This is a genomic window from Dermacoccus nishinomiyaensis (assembly GCF_900447535.1).
Lineage (GTDB): Bacteria > Actinomycetota > Actinomycetes > Actinomycetales > Dermatophilaceae > Dermacoccus > Dermacoccus nishinomiyaensis.
On sequence record NZ_UFXX01000001.1, the window covers coordinates 1,838,200 to 1,853,029 of the forward strand.

Below are 14,830 nucleotides of genomic sequence, written 5' to 3' on the forward strand. Positions count from 1 at the left end.
ATCCGTTCACTTCGAGACCGTGACCTCGGCGATCGACGACTCGTAGTACGACTGGCCGGCGGGCTTCGTCTGATTCGGGATGAAGACAGTGACATAGCGCCCCGACGCGTTCGTCGAGATCGTCTGCTCACTCGTCGCGCTCGACATCGAGCCGACCTTCGTGCCCGTCTTGCCGGGGGTGTCGCTGACGTAGACGTCGGCGGTCAGCGGCGTGCGCTTGCCGGGCGTCACCTTGATGGTCTTGACGGCTGTCTGCGAACCCAGGTCGATGCTGACGCCACCCATGTCGGGGTCGCCGCCCCAGGAGGCGCGACGGTAGCGCAGGCTCATCCACACCGTGTCGGGGTTGCCGTCGATGGCGTTGGCCGCGGCCAGCGAACCGGATTGGCGCGCTCCTTGCGCGTTCACGAGCGTGGCTGCGGCGGCTTGGACGGGGGTGCCTGCCGGGGCAGCGCTCGAGGCAGAGGACGGCGCACTCGAACCCTTCGGCGACGAGGCGGTCGTGCTGGGCTTCGCGGCGGCGTCCGGCTTGTCAGAGCTGCCGGTGATGCCCTGGAGCCCGAAGATGGCGAGCACGAGCGCACCGAGCACGATGAGGCCGACGAGGACGAGGGCGAGCTTGCTGCTCGCCGGGTCAGGGTCGTCGGTGCCGCCGTTGAACCCCGGTACCGGGGGCTCGAGCTCCTCGAACGACGGGTCGTAGGAGGTGCGGGCGTACGCGGCGTCCTCGTCGTCGAGGTTGAACTGCGTGGTCTCGTCCGCGTCGAATGCGACGGGGCGGCCCACCATCGTCGCGTCGGCGGGGTCGGGTTCGTTGACACGACGCGGGGCGGGCTTGCGCGGAAGAGCCACCGCGGGCTTCGCGCCGGGGTCGGTGGCGTCGTCGCCGAGCACGTCGTCGGTGGAGGACGAACCGTTCTTGGTGCCGCTCTTCTTGACGGCGCTCACGCCGCTGCTCGTCGCACCGGCCTTGCCGGAGGCACTCTTGTCCGAGCCACCCTTGCTCGAACCTGCCGCTGCGAGGGCCGCAGCACCGACGGCTCCGACGGCCGAGCGCTTGCCTGCACCGTCGCCGGTACCCGCGCGCTCGTCGGCCCGGCGGACGACGAACGTCGACTCGGGCTCGCCAGCGGTGTCGTCGTCGGTTTCGACGCTGCGTCGCCCACGGCCCGGAGCCGTGATGATCTGCGCCGACCACGGCGCGAGCTGACGCGCGACCTCGCCCGGCGTGCGCGGGCCGTCACCGGTGTTGAGGACCTGGCGGCACATCGCGTCGAGATCACTCGGCACGCCGTCGACGATCTCGGCGGGTGTCGCGATCTGCCCGTCGGCGCGACGCTGCGCGAGTTCGATGCCCTTGAGGCCCTCGATGTCCTTCGGGTCGCCCGGCCACGTGCCCGTCAAGGCCGTGTAGAGCAGATCCACGAGCGCACGCGTGTCGATGGCGGTCGCCTCGGAGCTGGAGACGTCGTCACGTCCGGCGAGAGAGCCACCGACGGCGACCTGGGTGACGGCGATGGAACCGTCGGCGAGGCGTAGGACGTGACGCGGCGTGAGGATGAGGTGGTGCAGGCCGCGCTGACGCGCGGCCTCGAGGGCGCTCGCCGTCTCACCGACGATGCGACGCGCCTCCTCGGGATGCATCGGCTCGAAGCGTGCGAGGTCGGCGAGGCTGTAGGCGCCCGTGTGCGGCTCCTCGACGATGTAGGCAAACTCGTCGTCACGCCCCGCGTCGAGCACGCGCACGAGGCGCGGGTCCTCGACGCCCGCGGCGCGGCGGGCACTGTCGAGTGCCGCGTCGGCGTGCGCCGAACGCGACCCGACGACGGTGATGGCGACGTCACGCCCGAGTTTCTCGTCACGCGCGATCCAGCGTGCGAGACCGGGGGCGTCCGAGATCTCGGACGTCAGCTCGTACCGGTTGCCCAGCACCGTGCCCTTCGTGATGCCCTGCACTCGCACTCCTCGTCGCGTCGATGAACCACGGCCCGCGCGTCGCTGAGACGCCGGGCTCGGTTCATCCTAAGCAGCCCGCCGGGCAACCACGCGGTACGGCGTCCCTTCGGCGCGGCGAGGTCTGGAGGCATCGCCCCGAGCGGCCGTGACGATGACGCGTCACGACCGCGAGGGGACGTCAGCCTCGACGCAGACGACGGGTGATCGGGCCGAGCAGGCTGTTGATCTCCTGCACGCGCAGGCGGCTCGCGACGAGGAAGTACACGGCGAGAAACAGCGGGCCGATGATGAGCAGTTCGACGAGGCTCTCGACACGCGTGACGGGCGCGACCTGGTGGATGAGGAAACTGACGAGCAACGTGACGCCGGTGGCGATGATCGCGGCGATCGCCAGACGGACGTAGGTGCGCACCGTCTCCGACAGGTCGACGGCGCCGAAGCGGCGCCTCAGCAGGACGAAACCCACCGCGGCCTGGACGACGTTGGAGATCGTCTGCGCGAGACCGACGCCGACGCCGACCCAGTGGGCGCCGGGGTGACCGAGGATGGTCGTGTCCTGCAGGAAGAACCAGGGCACGGTCAGTCCGACGGCGATCCCCGTGCAGATGATCTGCATCCAGAACGGGGTCTTCGCGTCGTTGTAGGCGTAGAAGACGCGCTGGATGACGAGGCACAGCGAGTAGGGCACGAGGCCGACGAGCATGGCGATGGCCATTGAGCCGATGGCCCACCGCGTGTCCGGATCCGCGCCGAACATGGCCGACACGAGCGGGAAGACGAGCGCGAAACAGCCGAACGTCAGCATGACCGACGCAAGGCCCGACAGACGGATACCTGTCGTCATGTCGTCCTTCACCTTGTCCGTCTCGTTGCGGCCGGCGGCGATGGACATCCGCGTGAACAGCGCGGTGACCAGGCTGACGGTGATGAGGGAGTGCGGGAGGGTGAACAGCAGGAACGCCTGATCCTGCGCTCCCTTTCCGGGTTCACCGTCAGGCTGGGAGTTGAGCAGCCGGGACGTGACGATGAGGCCCAGCTGCTGGACGATGACGGCCGCGAACGCCCAGCCGGCCATCGTCGAAGCGCTGCGCAGACCCACGCCCCGGAACTTGAAGTTCGGGGTGAACGAGTACCCCGCACGCTTGAGCACGGGGACGAGCACCAGGGCCTGAGCGACGATCGCGAGCGTCGCGGGCAACGCGAGGACGAGGATCATCTCCGTGGTCCACCCCGAGTACGGCGGAACCCCGTTCTGACCGTGCGGGTACGCCGCGATGAACCAGACGAGCCCCAGGATGATGACGACGTTCGCCAGCGCGGGGCTCCACATGAACGCCCCGAAGCGTCCGCGCGCGTTGAGCACCTGACCGAGGATCGTGTAGACGCCGTAGAAGAAGATCTGCGGAAGGCAGATGAGCGTGAACGCCGTGGCGACGTGGAGCTTGTCGCCCGTGACGTTCTTGTGGTCGTAGATCTGGTAGACCCACGGGGCGAGGGCCATGCCGATGACGGTGACGCCGAGCAGGATCGTCAGCGTGAGCGTGACGATGCGGTCCGTGTAGGCCTTGCCGCCGTCGGAGTGCTCGAGCGCGCGCGTGATCTGCGGGACGAGAACAGCGTTGATGACACCGCCGGCCAGGAGCAGGTAGATGATGTTGGGCAGGCTGTTGGCCGTCGCCCACGTGTTGGCGATGCCCGTCGTCGAGCCGAGGGCCCAGACCGTCAGCACGGAACGGAGCAGGCCCAGCATGCGTGAGACGAGCGTGCCGGCCGCCATGATGGCGCTGTTGCGCAGAACCCCGCCTGTTCCCGAGGACTTCGCCGCTGCGGTCTGGGGGCCGTCGGCGGGCGTCTCGACGGCGTCGGTCGCCGGGCCTGCGGCCCCCGTCGTCGGGATGGCGGCCGTCCGCGCCTCTCGTGTTTCACGTGAAACACGAGAGGCGCCCGAGCCTCGCTGGGCTCCGGGTCTGCCGGAGACGGCCAAGGCGTCGTCAGCCTCGAGGTTCCAGGCGTCCTCGGCCTCGCGGCGCTCGCGGTAGGCGTCAACCTCGCCGAGGTCGATGACCTGCGTGTGGTCGCTGCTCGCGTGGCTGCGCGTGGACTCGAGGTTGCGCAACCACTGCGCCTCCTGGTCGGCCTCGAACCACGACTCGTAGGCCGAACCGATGCTCGTACCCGCGACGTTCGGCATCGCGATGGTGTGCCGTACCGCCGTCTCGTACATCGCGCCGAGCGATCCGGACGCCGCGCCGTTCGGGCGCGACGGATCAGGTTCGGCGTTCGACATCGGCTACTCCTCCAGCTGGATGTCCCGCGCGAGCTCATCGCGTCGGCGGGTTCCCGCCTTCCTGCCGCGCACGAGGCCGTAGCAGAAGACGAGCAACGCCACGATACCGAGCACCCAGAAGATCCACGTACCCGTCGGGCGCGCGTTGATGCGCAACGGGGACGTGTCAGACGTGTCCGGGCCGAGCGCGACGCCGTTCGCGGCCGTCAGGCTCGCGTCGACGTCGACGAGGCTCGCAGCCTGCGCGGCGAGGGGGACGCGCACCGTCGTCTGGCCCTTCGCCTTGATCGTCACGGGCTCCGGTTGCGAGCGGAACTGCACCGCGTACGTGCGTGGCGTGAGCGTCAGGCTGACGTCCTTGACGTCGCGCGCCAGGTCGTTCTTCACCGTCACGCTGATCGTGCCCGAGTCGGAGAAGAAGTTGATGCGCGCCGGGACGACGCTGACGTGCTCGGGGATCGTCGACACGGCGGCGGAGGCATGCTGGACGAGCTCGTCGACGTCCGGCGAGGTGCCGCGCCAGCGGGTGCTCGTCAGCTGATCGAGATTGCGGCTCCACGCCGGCACGATGTCGTCACCGTCGACGACCGCGCCCGCCACCTGCGTCAGCGACGCGAGGGTGCGCGATGCGCGTTGCAGGTCGCGCGCATCGAAGGCCTGCGTGCTGGGCCGGGGCCAGACGCCGTCCGAGGCAGGTGCCTCGGTCGACAGCTTGGCCACGGTGCCCGCCGAGCGGCTGCTCGAGACGTCGAGGGCGCTCGTCGTCATCCACGGCGCCGTGTCGATGGCCGACAGCACCTGCGCCAGACGCGACGGCGACGTCGTGCCGAGGCGATCGCCCATGACCATGAGGCTGCGGTCGGCCGACGGAAACTGTTGGTAGAGAGCGAGACCCGCGGCCTGTTCGCGCAACCCGGCCTCGACGTCGCTGTCGGCGCCGTCCGAGCTCAGCGGCGCGCTGAGGGCGCTCGTGTACCCGATCATCGGGATGCCGGACGTGCTGCGTCGCGCCGCCGATGAGGCCGAGACGAAGTCGGAGCCGTCGAGCGTGACGTTGGGCGTGATGATGAGGGGCTTGCCGCCGAGCACCGACGACCACACCTGCGACAACCGGTTCGTCGCCGACACGCTGAGCGGCGCAGCCGGCGCGGCGACCACCGTCGTCGACAGTTCCTTCAACGCCGGCGACAGTGGACGGGCGAGTGCGCGCCGCAGCACGGCGTCGCTGCCCGGGGGCCGATCGTCCGCCGTCAAAGACGACAGGTCGGGGTCGCCGTAGGGCGTGAACACGACCTGCTGACCGCTCGGACGCTCCTTCAACGTCGCGACGAGGTCGGCCGCGAGTGCCTCGACGGTCGTCGCCGGAGCAGGATCCTGCGAGGACGAGGTGCTCGAAGAGGAACTGCTTGACGACGAGGACGCGTCCCTCGACGAGGTCGACGAGGTCGATGCCCCGCTCGGTGCGGTGTTGCTGGGCGAGGCACTACCGGCGCTCGCCGTCGACGACGCGGAGGACGAGGACGGCGTGCTGCCGGCGGAACCCGTGTCACCGGGCGAGGCCGACGCGGAGCTCGACGAACTGGGCGTCGACGTCGTCGCCCGGTCCGCGGCAGCCTCCGTCGGGAGCGAACCGTCCTGTGCCGCAGCGGGATCGAGCACCGCCGGGTCGATCATCCACGTGACGGGGGCACCCGGGTTCGAGGCGAGGAGACGCTGGATGTCCGAGCCCGGCCCGATGGCCTTGTTCCACGCGTCGAAGCGCTCGCGACCGCTCGCGGTGAACAGCTTCGGGTCGGCCGGAAGCGTGATGGGAATGACGACGGACGTCGACATCGGCGTGAACTTCGTCGAATCGGCCTGCGTCGTCACGAAGCTGCGGATCGTCGCGGTGGAGCCGCCTCCGGTGACATCGACCTGCAGCGGCATCGTCGCCATCGTGAAGCTGACGTCGAGCTGGTTCGCCGGGATCGTCACGGTGACGTTCGTGCTCGCGCCCGGTGCAAGCGTCCCGACGTTCGTCGTCGCCGTGGCGGGGTTGGTCATCGCGACCTCGCCGGCGCTCCAGCGTGACTGCACCTCCAACGTGTCGAGCGCACGCTTGGCGACGCTGATGCGGGTGGTTGCGTTCGTCAGCGGCGTCGAGCCCGTGTTGCGCACCTGCACGCTGAGCGAGAGCGAGTCGCCGCTCTTCAGGGTGGGGGGTGTCGAGCCTGTCAGCGACACAGCGATCGGACCGCTCTGCGCCGAACTCTTCGTCGCGACGCGCGAGGCGCTCGCGGCATGGGCCGACATGCCGGCCACGGACGACACGTTCGCCACCGTCGAAGCTGCGGCAGTGCTCGTCAGGCATGGCGGGCCGCTTGCCAGGCAGGTGGCGAGCAGGCCCGAGAACGCGGCGAGGTGGGCTCGTCTCGTCATCGACTCAGTGACCGGTCAGGCGGGCCCACGCCGTCGCGGCGATGCGGCGTTCGTTGGGGAACGTCAGGTGTTCGTGGGCGCGGTCGAGGCGGAACCACTGCGCGTCGATGGCTTCGTGGTCCGGGTCCTTCTCGATGCTGATCTCGCCTCCGACGGCTTCGAGCAGGTAGTGGTGCACCATCTTGTGGATGCGGTAGCCCGGCACGGAGAACCAGTAGTCGATGACGCCGAGCGTCACGAGGGCCCGGCCCTTGATGCCGGTCTCCTCCTCCACCTCGCGTTCCGCGGTCTGGACGAGCGTCTCACCGGCTTCGATGTGGCCCTTCGGCAGGCACCACTCGACGCGTCCGGCGCGATTGTGGCGCGCGATGAGAGCGAGGTAGGCCTGGTGATCGCGAACGTCGACGACGACGCCGCCCGCAGAGATCTCCTCGAGCGTCGCAAGGCGCGCAGCCCGGTGCACGCGGTGCGAGGAGACGGTCATTCTCATACCTTAACGAGAGGGTTCGGCGTTTGCGCCCGCGCTCGCCCGCAGGCCCCGGCATGATGCGGAAAACTCGCCGGCGCCCGGTCTTGACGTCCGTCGCGGCCGTTCGTGGGCGGCCTGGGGGTGCCCCGTCAGTGTTGCTCGCGCTCCGGCAACAGACGAGCGATGACGGCGCCGACGAGCGTCGCGACCATGAGCGGGATCAGGGCGCCGGTGCCGGCGCCGAGGGCGCACAACAGCAGCGCGGCGAGGGGCTTGCGCAGGCCAGCGCCGCGAGCGTCACCCATGCGCCGTCGTGAATGAAGGCGGCGATCTCCGGCATCTGCTCGTGTCCGGAGAATCGGGCCTGCGGGAGGAAGGCCGCGAGGAGGGCGACGGCCATCGTGGCGAGCATGGCCTGCACCCATGACGGTGCCGGCACCGCATCGAGCCATCTGCCCAGCAGCGGCTGTCCGGCGTTGAAGAGCGCGGCGATCGCAGCGCCCGCGGCTGCGGGAACGAAGGCCCACAGCATCTGTTCCTGACCGCCGCCGACGGTCGGCAGACCGAGGGCGACGTGCTCACCGCTGGTGGCCTGATGGATGACGACGCAGCCGAGGAAGCCGGCGACGGCCGCGACACCGAGGGCGCACAGGTGAAGCGTGCGCCGCCAGCGCACGGCGACGGGATCCTCGGAGTCGGTGATGAGGGAGTCGAGGGTGTCGAGGTGGTCATCCTTGCGCCGCAGCGGCACGATGATGACACCGCTGAGCAGGATGGTGGCGGCAGATCGTACGGGGCTCTGGGCCCGTGCCAGATGAGGTGCTGCGCACCGTTCATCGGGGTCAGCGCGAGGCCGGCCACCGCCCCGAGACCGCACCGTAGGCGGCAGCGACCGCGCGGATGCGCCGAGCGGGTAGGAACGGCGGCACGTCTGCTGAGGTGCTCATGTGGGGACCGTCGATTCGATGCTGGCGTGGATGTGACCGACGTCGAGCGAGGACGAAGCGATGTTTCACGTGGAACATGGCGACGGGGGGCGACGATCGCCCGCATTGTTCATCGCAACGACTCCATTTGATGAAGCCCGTTGCGAAGAGGCGCTGAACGCGAGGCGACGGCCACCACTCAGGCGTGGCGGCAGCCATCACGCGGCAGCGCAACGGGGGTGCGGCCCGAGGTGGGCGACTGGATACCCTTGACCAGTGACGCACACCTCCACCTCCACCCAGCAGGACGCCCGGACGGGCACGACCGCGGCGCCTCCGGCGTCGGGGGCGAGGATGCTCGGGACAGCGATCGCGCATCTCGAACCGGTCATGCCGCTGCTGCGGCAGCTCGGTGAGCTGTTCGCCGGGGCCGGGCACGAGATCGCTCTCGTCGGTGGGCCGGTGCGCGACGCCTTCCTCTCCCGCACCTCGCCGGATCTGGACTTCACGACGTCCGCCCGCCCCGATGACACCGAGCGCATCGTCGCCGGATGGGCCGACGCGACGTGGGATCTGGGCCGCGCGTTCGGCACGATCGGGGTGCGCAAGGGTGGCGTCCAGGTCGAGATCACGACCTACCGCGCTGACGCCTACGACCGTGAGACGCGCAAGCCGGTGGTCGAGTTCGGTGACTCGCTCGACGACGATCTCGTCCGCCGCGACTTCACCGTCAACGCGATGGCGCTGCGCCTGCCCGACCTGACGTTCGTCGACCCGTACGGCGGTCTCGCCGACCTGGCTGCAGGTGTGCTGCGCACCCCGACCGACCCGGAGGTCTCGTTCGGTGACGACCCACTGCGCATGATGCGCGCGGCACGTTTCTCGTCGCAGCTCGGGTTCGACGTCGCGCCCGAAGCGTTCAGGGCGATGCGCGAAATGGCCGCGTCGATCGAGATGATTTCGGCCGAGCGCGTGCGGGACGAACTGGTCAAGCTCCTCATGTCACCGACGCCGCGCCGGGGGCTCGAACTGCTCGTCGAGTCGGGCATCGCCGAACACGTGCTGCCCGAACTTCCGGCGCTCGCGCTCGAGATCGACGAGCACCACCGTCACAAGGACGTGTACGAGCACTCACTCATCGTGCTCGAGCAGGCGATGGCGCTCGAGGGACCGCGCGAGGTGCCGGGGGTCGAGGCGCCGACCGAGGTCGAGGGGCCGGATCTCGTGCTGCGCCTCGCGGCTCTGCTGCACGACATCGGCAAGCCCGACACGCGACGTTTCGAGCCGGGTGGCGGCGTGAGCTTCCACCATCATGAACTCGTCGGCGCGAAGATGACGCGCAAGCGGTTGCGCGCGCTGCGTTTCGACAAGGAGACGATCAAGCAGGTCTCCCGTCTCGTAGAGCTGCACCTGCGTTTCCACGGCTACGGCAACGGTGAGTGGACCGACTCGGCCGTGCGCCGCTACGTCACGGACGCAGGGCCGTTGCTGCCGCGCCTGCACCTGCTGACGCGAGCGGATTCGACGACGCGCAACAAGCGCAAAGCAGCCCGGCTGCAAGCGACCTACGACGACCTCGAGGCGCGCATCGAGCGCCTCCAGGCCGAAGAGGAGCTGGCCGCCGTGCGGCCCGAGCTCGACGGCAACGAGATCCAGGCCGTCCTCGGCATCAAGCCCGGGCCGGTACTCGGGCGTGCCTACAAGCACCTGCTCGCGGTGCGCCTCGATGAGGGCGTCATCGGCAAGGACGCCGCGAGCGAGCGGCTGCGTGAATGGTGGGCGCAGCAGCCGGAGTCGCAGGGCTGACGGGGGCATTGCGCTGTCCGTGTTGGTATTGCGTCATTCGTGTTCTCGCGGGTGCGCGTCGCGGGCCGATGGCGGGTGCCGTGGACTGCGGCGGGCGTGTTGCCGCCGTCACGGCTGGCGTGCCTGACAAGCTGGTGCCATGACTGCAGTGGACGTGGCGTGGCAGGGCCTCGACGACGAGACGCGCCTCGACGTGGCGTCGGTCGACTTCGCCGAGGAGGGCGGGTTCGTCGCGACCGGACGTCAGTCCACGGAGACGTGGCGCGTGCAGTGGGATCTCGTCGTGGATTCACGCTGGCGCACGAAGTTCGTGACGCTCGACGCGGAGGGCTACGTGCCTGTTTCACCTGAAACCGACGACGTTTCACGTGAAACAGCGGACGAGGGCGGCTGGCGGGAGCGGGTGTGGCAACGCCACCTCAACCTCTGGCGCCGTGACGACGGAGCTCGCTCGCTGTGGCGCTGGGAGGGTGACGGGTCGGGCGACGCGCCCGGTTGGCTGGCCCCGCTCGGCATGGAGGACGGCATGGAACTGCTCCTCAGCGACGCCGTCGACGTCGACCTCGGCGGCTGCCCGGTGACGAACACGATGCCGATCCGTCGTCTCGGGGTCGACGCTGCCGGCGTCGGGGAACGGCCGATCACGACGGCGTGGGTGCGCCTTCCGGATCTCGCTGTCATGCCGTCGCCGCAGGTGTACTCGTCGGGTCCGCAGGCGCTGACGGAGGCGATGACGGTGCTCGACCCGCGTGTGTTCTCGGTCGTGCACTACCGCTCGGCGACGCGCGACGTCAGCGTCGACCTCACCGTCGACGATCATGGCCTCGTGCTCACCTACCCCGATCTCGCCGCGCGCGTCGACGTCCCATGACCAGGACCATGGTCGAACCCCCGGCTCGCGATTCGGTGCATTCTGAGCCGCCGGCCGAGGCCAGCTCCTGCGACCGTCGCACCCGGATGCGCTCCGGGGCCGCGCTTGTCGCCGGGGCGCTGCTCGCCATCGCAGCCGTCACCGCGTTCATCCTGCACAAGCTGGCCGCGCAAGATCCGGACACGTGGCTCATCGATCTGCGCGTCTATCTCCTGGGGGCTCGGCACGCGTTCTCGCCCGACCTCTACGACCAGCAGTACCCCGTCGCGTCGTTGCCGTTCACGTACCCGCCCTTCGGCGCGATGGTGATGGCGCCGCTCGGGCACCTGCCGTTCCCCGTGGCAGCCACGCTCGTGACGGCGACGTCGTGTGCCGCGCTCATGCTCGTCACGCGGCGCGCGCTGTCCGCCGCGTCCCGCCTCGGGCGTCGTGGCCGAGGGATGCGGTGGTGGTTCATCCCGGTCGGCGTGCTGGCGATCGCATTTGAGCCGGTGTGGGCGACGTTCTCGTTCGGGCAGGTCAACCTCATCGTGCTGGCGTTGTGTCTGCTCGATCTGACGGGCCGTCATCGTGCGCGCGGTGTCATGGTCGGTCTGGCTGCGGGGTTGAAGCTGACGCCGCTGTTCTTCGTCGCCTATCTGGTGTTCACGCGGCAGTTCCGGGCTGCGGCGACGGTGTGCGTGACGTTCGCCGCCACCGTCGCGGTGGGGTTCATGTTCAATCCCCATGGCGCGACGGTCTTCTGGACGGATGCGGTGCGCGATCCGTCGCGCGTGGGTTCGGCCTTCTTCGCCGGTAACCAGGCCCTCACCGGGGTGCTGCCGCGGTGGGCCGGTGGGCCTCTGCCGCACGCCGTCGTCCTCGTGGCGCAGGCGCTCGCGGGTCTGGCGGCGCTCGTCGCGGCTTCCTACCTCCACCGTCGCGGTCGTGAACTCGAGTCGGTGATCGCCGCGTCGTTCGGGATGCTCGCGATGTCGCCGATCTCGTGGAGCCATCACTGGGTCTGGGCGTGGCCGGCAGCTCTGGTGCTCGTGGCGGCGCTCGTCCGTCAGCTCCGGGGTGCGCGCGGGGGCAATGGCGAGCATGCGGCCGATGACGTAGACCATGGCGACGCGCGGGGCATCGGTGCCGCCGAGCGGGCGCCCGGCTGGGCCGTCGCCACGGGTGCGCTCCTCATGGTGTGGCTGTTCGTCTTCGTCTCGCGCTCGACGTGGTGGCCACCTCACTACGAGGACGCCGAGTTGTCGTGGAGCCTCGTCCAGAAGGTCTTGGGCAACACGTACGTCGTCGCCGGCGCGCTGTGGATCGCCTGGGCACTCCTCGACGCCCGTGCGGGCCGACGCGGGCGCAACGTCGCTTCACTCGCCCCACGCGGTGGCGAGTAACTCACAGGTAGGCGCGCAGTTGCCTGCCGACGCGTGACTTACCCGCCATCCTGACAGCGCCCTGGCCCACCGGGCACCCACGCCCCACCGCCGACACAGGCACCCCGCCGACCCGCGATGTATCGAACCGAGACATCAGGTGGGGCACAATGGACGCTGATAGTCACGTCCGCGCCGTCGGCGCCCCGGAGAAGGATCATCCACATGCGCAAGTCCCTGACGATGGCGAGTGTCGCCGTGCTCGCCACCTCGCTCGCCGCGTGCAGTTCCACGGGTGGGCGCAAGGCGGTCGAGGAGGCGTCGAACAACGCCGGTCACGCGAACACTCCGACGATGACGGTCGCTCTCGTCACGCACTCGGGCCCGGGTGACACGTTCTGGGACATCGTGCGCAAGGGCGCCGAGGATGCGGCGGCGAAGGACAACGTCAAGCTCGAGTACACCTCCGACCCGGACGGTTCGAAGCAGTCGAACCTCGTGCAGCAGGCCGTCGACAAGAAGGTCGACGGCATCGCCCTGACGCTCGCGAAGCCGGATGCCATGAAGGGCTCCGTGGAGGCGGCGAAGAAGGCGGGCATCCCCGTCGTCGCGCTCAACGGCGGCCTGGACGACTGGAAGAAGATGGGCGTCGAGAGCTACTTCGGCCAGGACGAGAAGATCGCCGGCGAGGCGGCAGGCGACAAGCTCAAGAGCGGCGGCGCCAAGAAGGTGCTGTGCGTCATCCACGAGCAGGGCAACGTCGGCCACATGGATCGCTGTGCGGGCGTCAAGAGCAAGTTCGACGCGACGGAGAACATCTACGTCAACGGCACGGACATGCCGAGCGTGCAGAGTGCGATCACGAGCAAGCTGCAGCAGGACAAGACGATCGATGCCGTCCTCGGCCTCGGCGGCCCGTACGCGATGGCGGCGACGAAGTCGGTCAAGGACGCGAGCTCGGACGCCAAGGTCTACACGTTCGACACGAGCAACGAGGTGCTCGGCGCGATCAAGGCGGGCACGATCCAGTGGGCGGTCGACCAGCAGCCGTACCTGCAGGGATACCTCGCGGTCGACTCGCTGTGGCTGCGCAAGAACAACGGCAACATCGTCGGCGGTGGCGAACCCGTGCTCACCGGGCCCGCGTTCATCGACAAGTCGAACGTCGCCGACGTCGAGAAGTACGCCAAGTCCGGCCGCCGCTGAGCCCTGCCCGGCCCCGGCTCTTCGTTCCCAGCACATCGCGCGTGCACCTCTGGTTCGGCGGTGGCACAGCTGGCACTCACCTGAGTGTGATGCGCTGAGCGTTGGGCCTGGGGAGAGTCCGTCGATGGTGCCTCGAACCGCGAGGTGCCCTACGGGAAGGGCGGGGAGATGATCGAGCCGGACGGCATGACGTTCGCGGTCATGATCTGGATTCTGGGCTTGCTCATCACGCTGTTCGTGGCGCTGCGGGGCCATGCGTTCGGCACGAAGTCGCTCAAGCACATCGCGATGCGGCTCGGTGGCATGCTGACGAGCACGTTCGTCCTCGTGCTCGCCGCCGTCGTGACGCTCAACGCGAAGTACGGGTGGTACTCGTCCTGGCAGGACGTGCAGGCCGCCGTCACCGGGACGCCGCCCACGATCGAGCAGCACACGCACGGCCAGGCCCGCACGCAGGAGCAGAAGAGCGAGGCGGCGCAGCAGGCGCAGGAGAGCGACGCCGCCGCCGACTCGAAGTACGCCGCCCAGCGCGCTCGCTACGAGGCCGGCCTTCACCTCAAGCCGTCCGCGACGGGGCAGTGGATCAACATCAACGTGCCCGGTATTCGTATGCAGGGCAACGACATCGGCCGTGTCATGGTGTGGTTGCCGCCGTCGTACACGAGCGACACGAAGCGGACGTACCCCGTCATCGAGGCCTTCCACGGCATCCCGGGCGGCACCCTCGACTACCAGCGCGTGTTCCACCTCGACGCCTCGCTGCGTGACGCGGTGAGCCGCGGCGCGATGCGCGACGCCATCATCATCGTGCCGCAGGAGATGCCGGGTGGCATCGACACCGAGTGCGTCGACGGCGGCGGCCTCAACATGGAGACGTGGTTGACGTCGATGGTGCCCGACTACATCACGAAGAACTTCCGCGCCCAGGCCAGCCGTGAGGCGTGGACGACGATCGGCGTCTCGGCCGGAGGCTGGTGCTCGTCGATGGCGACGATCCTGCACCCCGACCGGTACGCGGGAGGCGCGAGCCTCGGTGGGTACTACTCACCGCAGTTCGCCACGTGGAACCCGTTCAAGGGCAAGGTTCCCGAGCGCTACGACCTCATTGCGCAGGTCAAGAAGAACCCGCACCCGCAGTCGCTGTGGGTGCTCGTCTCGGGCGCGGACAAGCTGTCCGGCGCCTCCAGCGAGGCGTTCATCAAGGCGGCGACGGCGTACGACGTCACCCAGGTCGATCTGCCTCACGCAGGCCACCGCGTCGGCGTGTGGCAGAGCACGTTCCCCGACGTCTTCACGTGGATGGGCAAGACGTTCCCCATGTTCGCAGCCTCGGCGGGTTCGACGTCACAGCAGTCGGCGTCGCCGTCGCCGTCCAGTTCGCCGTCAGCGCCCTCGTCGCAGATGCAACCGTCGGCAAGTCCACTGACGGGCCGTCACCGTGGGCTCACCCATCCCGTCACGGGTTCGACGAACGGCCTCGTCGGCTTGACGCCGCGAACGCGCGGGTAACAGCGCGCCTCTGCCACG

10 protein-coding genes are annotated in these 14,830 nt (G+C 69.3%); 5 read left to right on the forward strand and 5 right to left on the reverse strand.

Going from position 1 to position 14,830, the window contains the following annotated elements; genetic code table 11:
- Window positions 1-6 precede the first annotated feature (6 nt).
- The 5 genes from DYE07_RS08555 to DYE07_RS08575 form a co-directional block, all read right to left on the reverse strand.
- A complete protein-coding gene (locus DYE07_RS08555) occupies window positions 7-1,956 on the reverse strand; it encodes a protein kinase family protein (protein WP_115296766.1) in 1,950 nt (649 codons plus the stop codon).
- A 178-nt stretch (window positions 1,957-2,134) separates the two neighbouring features.
- Window positions 2,135-4,243, reverse strand: coding sequence for a murein biosynthesis integral membrane protein MurJ (murJ, locus tag DYE07_RS08560; RefSeq protein WP_115296767.1), 2,109 nt, complete (start codon window positions 4,241-4,243; stop codon window positions 2,135-2,137).
- 3 nt (window positions 4,244-4,246) lie between these two features.
- Window positions 4,247-6,661: a DUF6049 family protein gene (locus DYE07_RS08565; RefSeq protein WP_131940196.1), complete on the reverse strand. Its 2,415-nt coding sequence runs from the start codon at window positions 6,659-6,661 to the stop codon at window positions 4,247-4,249.
- 4 nt (window positions 6,662-6,665) lie between these two features.
- Window positions 6,666-7,145, reverse strand: coding sequence for an NUDIX hydrolase (locus DYE07_RS08570; protein ID WP_006944822.1), 480 nt, complete (start codon window positions 7,143-7,145; stop codon window positions 6,666-6,668).
- Between the two features lie 205 nt (window positions 7,146-7,350).
- Entirely contained in the window at window positions 7,351-7,881 is a 531-nt protein-coding gene (locus tag DYE07_RS08575; RefSeq protein WP_038566238.1) for a voltage-gated chloride channel family protein, read from the reverse strand.
- A 529-nt stretch (window positions 7,882-8,410) separates the two neighbouring features.
- On the opposite strand from DYE07_RS08575, the gene DYE07_RS08580 reads away from it, so the two are divergent.
- From DYE07_RS08580 to DYE07_RS08600, 5 genes are all read left to right on the forward strand, one after another.
- Window positions 8,411-9,862, forward strand: a complete 1,452-nt coding sequence (locus tag DYE07_RS08580) for a CCA tRNA nucleotidyltransferase (protein WP_040014499.1) — start codon at window positions 8,411-8,413, stop codon at window positions 9,860-9,862.
- A gap of 139 nt (window positions 9,863-10,001) precedes the next feature.
- The gene (locus tag DYE07_RS08585) at window positions 10,002-10,733 is read left to right on the forward strand and encodes a putative glycolipid-binding domain-containing protein (protein WP_115296769.1); all 732 of its coding nucleotides are present in this window, start codon (window positions 10,002-10,004) and stop codon (window positions 10,731-10,733) included.
- A gap of 86 nt (window positions 10,734-10,819) precedes the next feature.
- Window positions 10,820-12,118: a glycosyltransferase 87 family protein gene (locus DYE07_RS08590; RefSeq protein ID WP_172462975.1), complete on the forward strand. Its 1,299-nt coding sequence runs from the start codon at window positions 10,820-10,822 to the stop codon at window positions 12,116-12,118.
- 204 nt (window positions 12,119-12,322) lie between these two features.
- A complete protein-coding gene (locus tag DYE07_RS08595) occupies window positions 12,323-13,303 on the forward strand; it encodes a sugar ABC transporter substrate-binding protein (RefSeq protein ID WP_200874223.1) in 981 nt (326 codons plus the stop codon).
- Between the two features lie 144 nt (window positions 13,304-13,447).
- Window positions 13,448-14,812, forward strand: coding sequence for an alpha/beta hydrolase (locus tag DYE07_RS08600; protein WP_143181509.1), 1,365 nt, complete (start codon window positions 13,448-13,450; stop codon window positions 14,810-14,812).
- Window positions 14,813-14,830 lie beyond the last annotated feature (18 nt).

Excerpts from the sequence above, each read along its gene's own strand:
- DYE07_RS08590 (WP_172462975.1), top strand. The coding sequence starts at position 10,820 with ATGCGCTCCGGGGCCGCGCTTGTCGCCGGGGCGCTGCTCGCCATCGCA.
- DYE07_RS08570 (WP_006944822.1), bottom strand. The coding sequence starts at position 7,145 with ATGACCGTCTCCTCGCACCGCGTGCACCGGGCTGCGCGCCTTGCGACG.
- DYE07_RS08585 (WP_115296769.1), top strand. The coding sequence starts at position 10,002 with ATGACTGCAGTGGACGTGGCGTGGCAGGGCCTCGACGACGAGACGCGC.
- DYE07_RS08565 (WP_131940196.1), bottom strand. The coding sequence starts at position 6,661 with ATGACGAGACGAGCCCACCTCGCCGCGTTCTCGGGCCTGCTCGCCACC.
- DYE07_RS08595 (WP_200874223.1), top strand. The coding sequence starts at position 12,323 with ATGCGCAAGTCCCTGACGATGGCGAGTGTCGCCGTGCTCGCCACCTCG.
- DYE07_RS08580 (WP_040014499.1), top strand. The coding sequence starts at position 8,411 with ATGCTCGGGACAGCGATCGCGCATCTCGAACCGGTCATGCCGCTGCTG.
- murJ (WP_115296767.1), bottom strand. The coding sequence starts at position 4,243 with ATGTCGAACGCCGAACCTGATCCGTCGCGCCCGAACGGCGCGGCGTCC.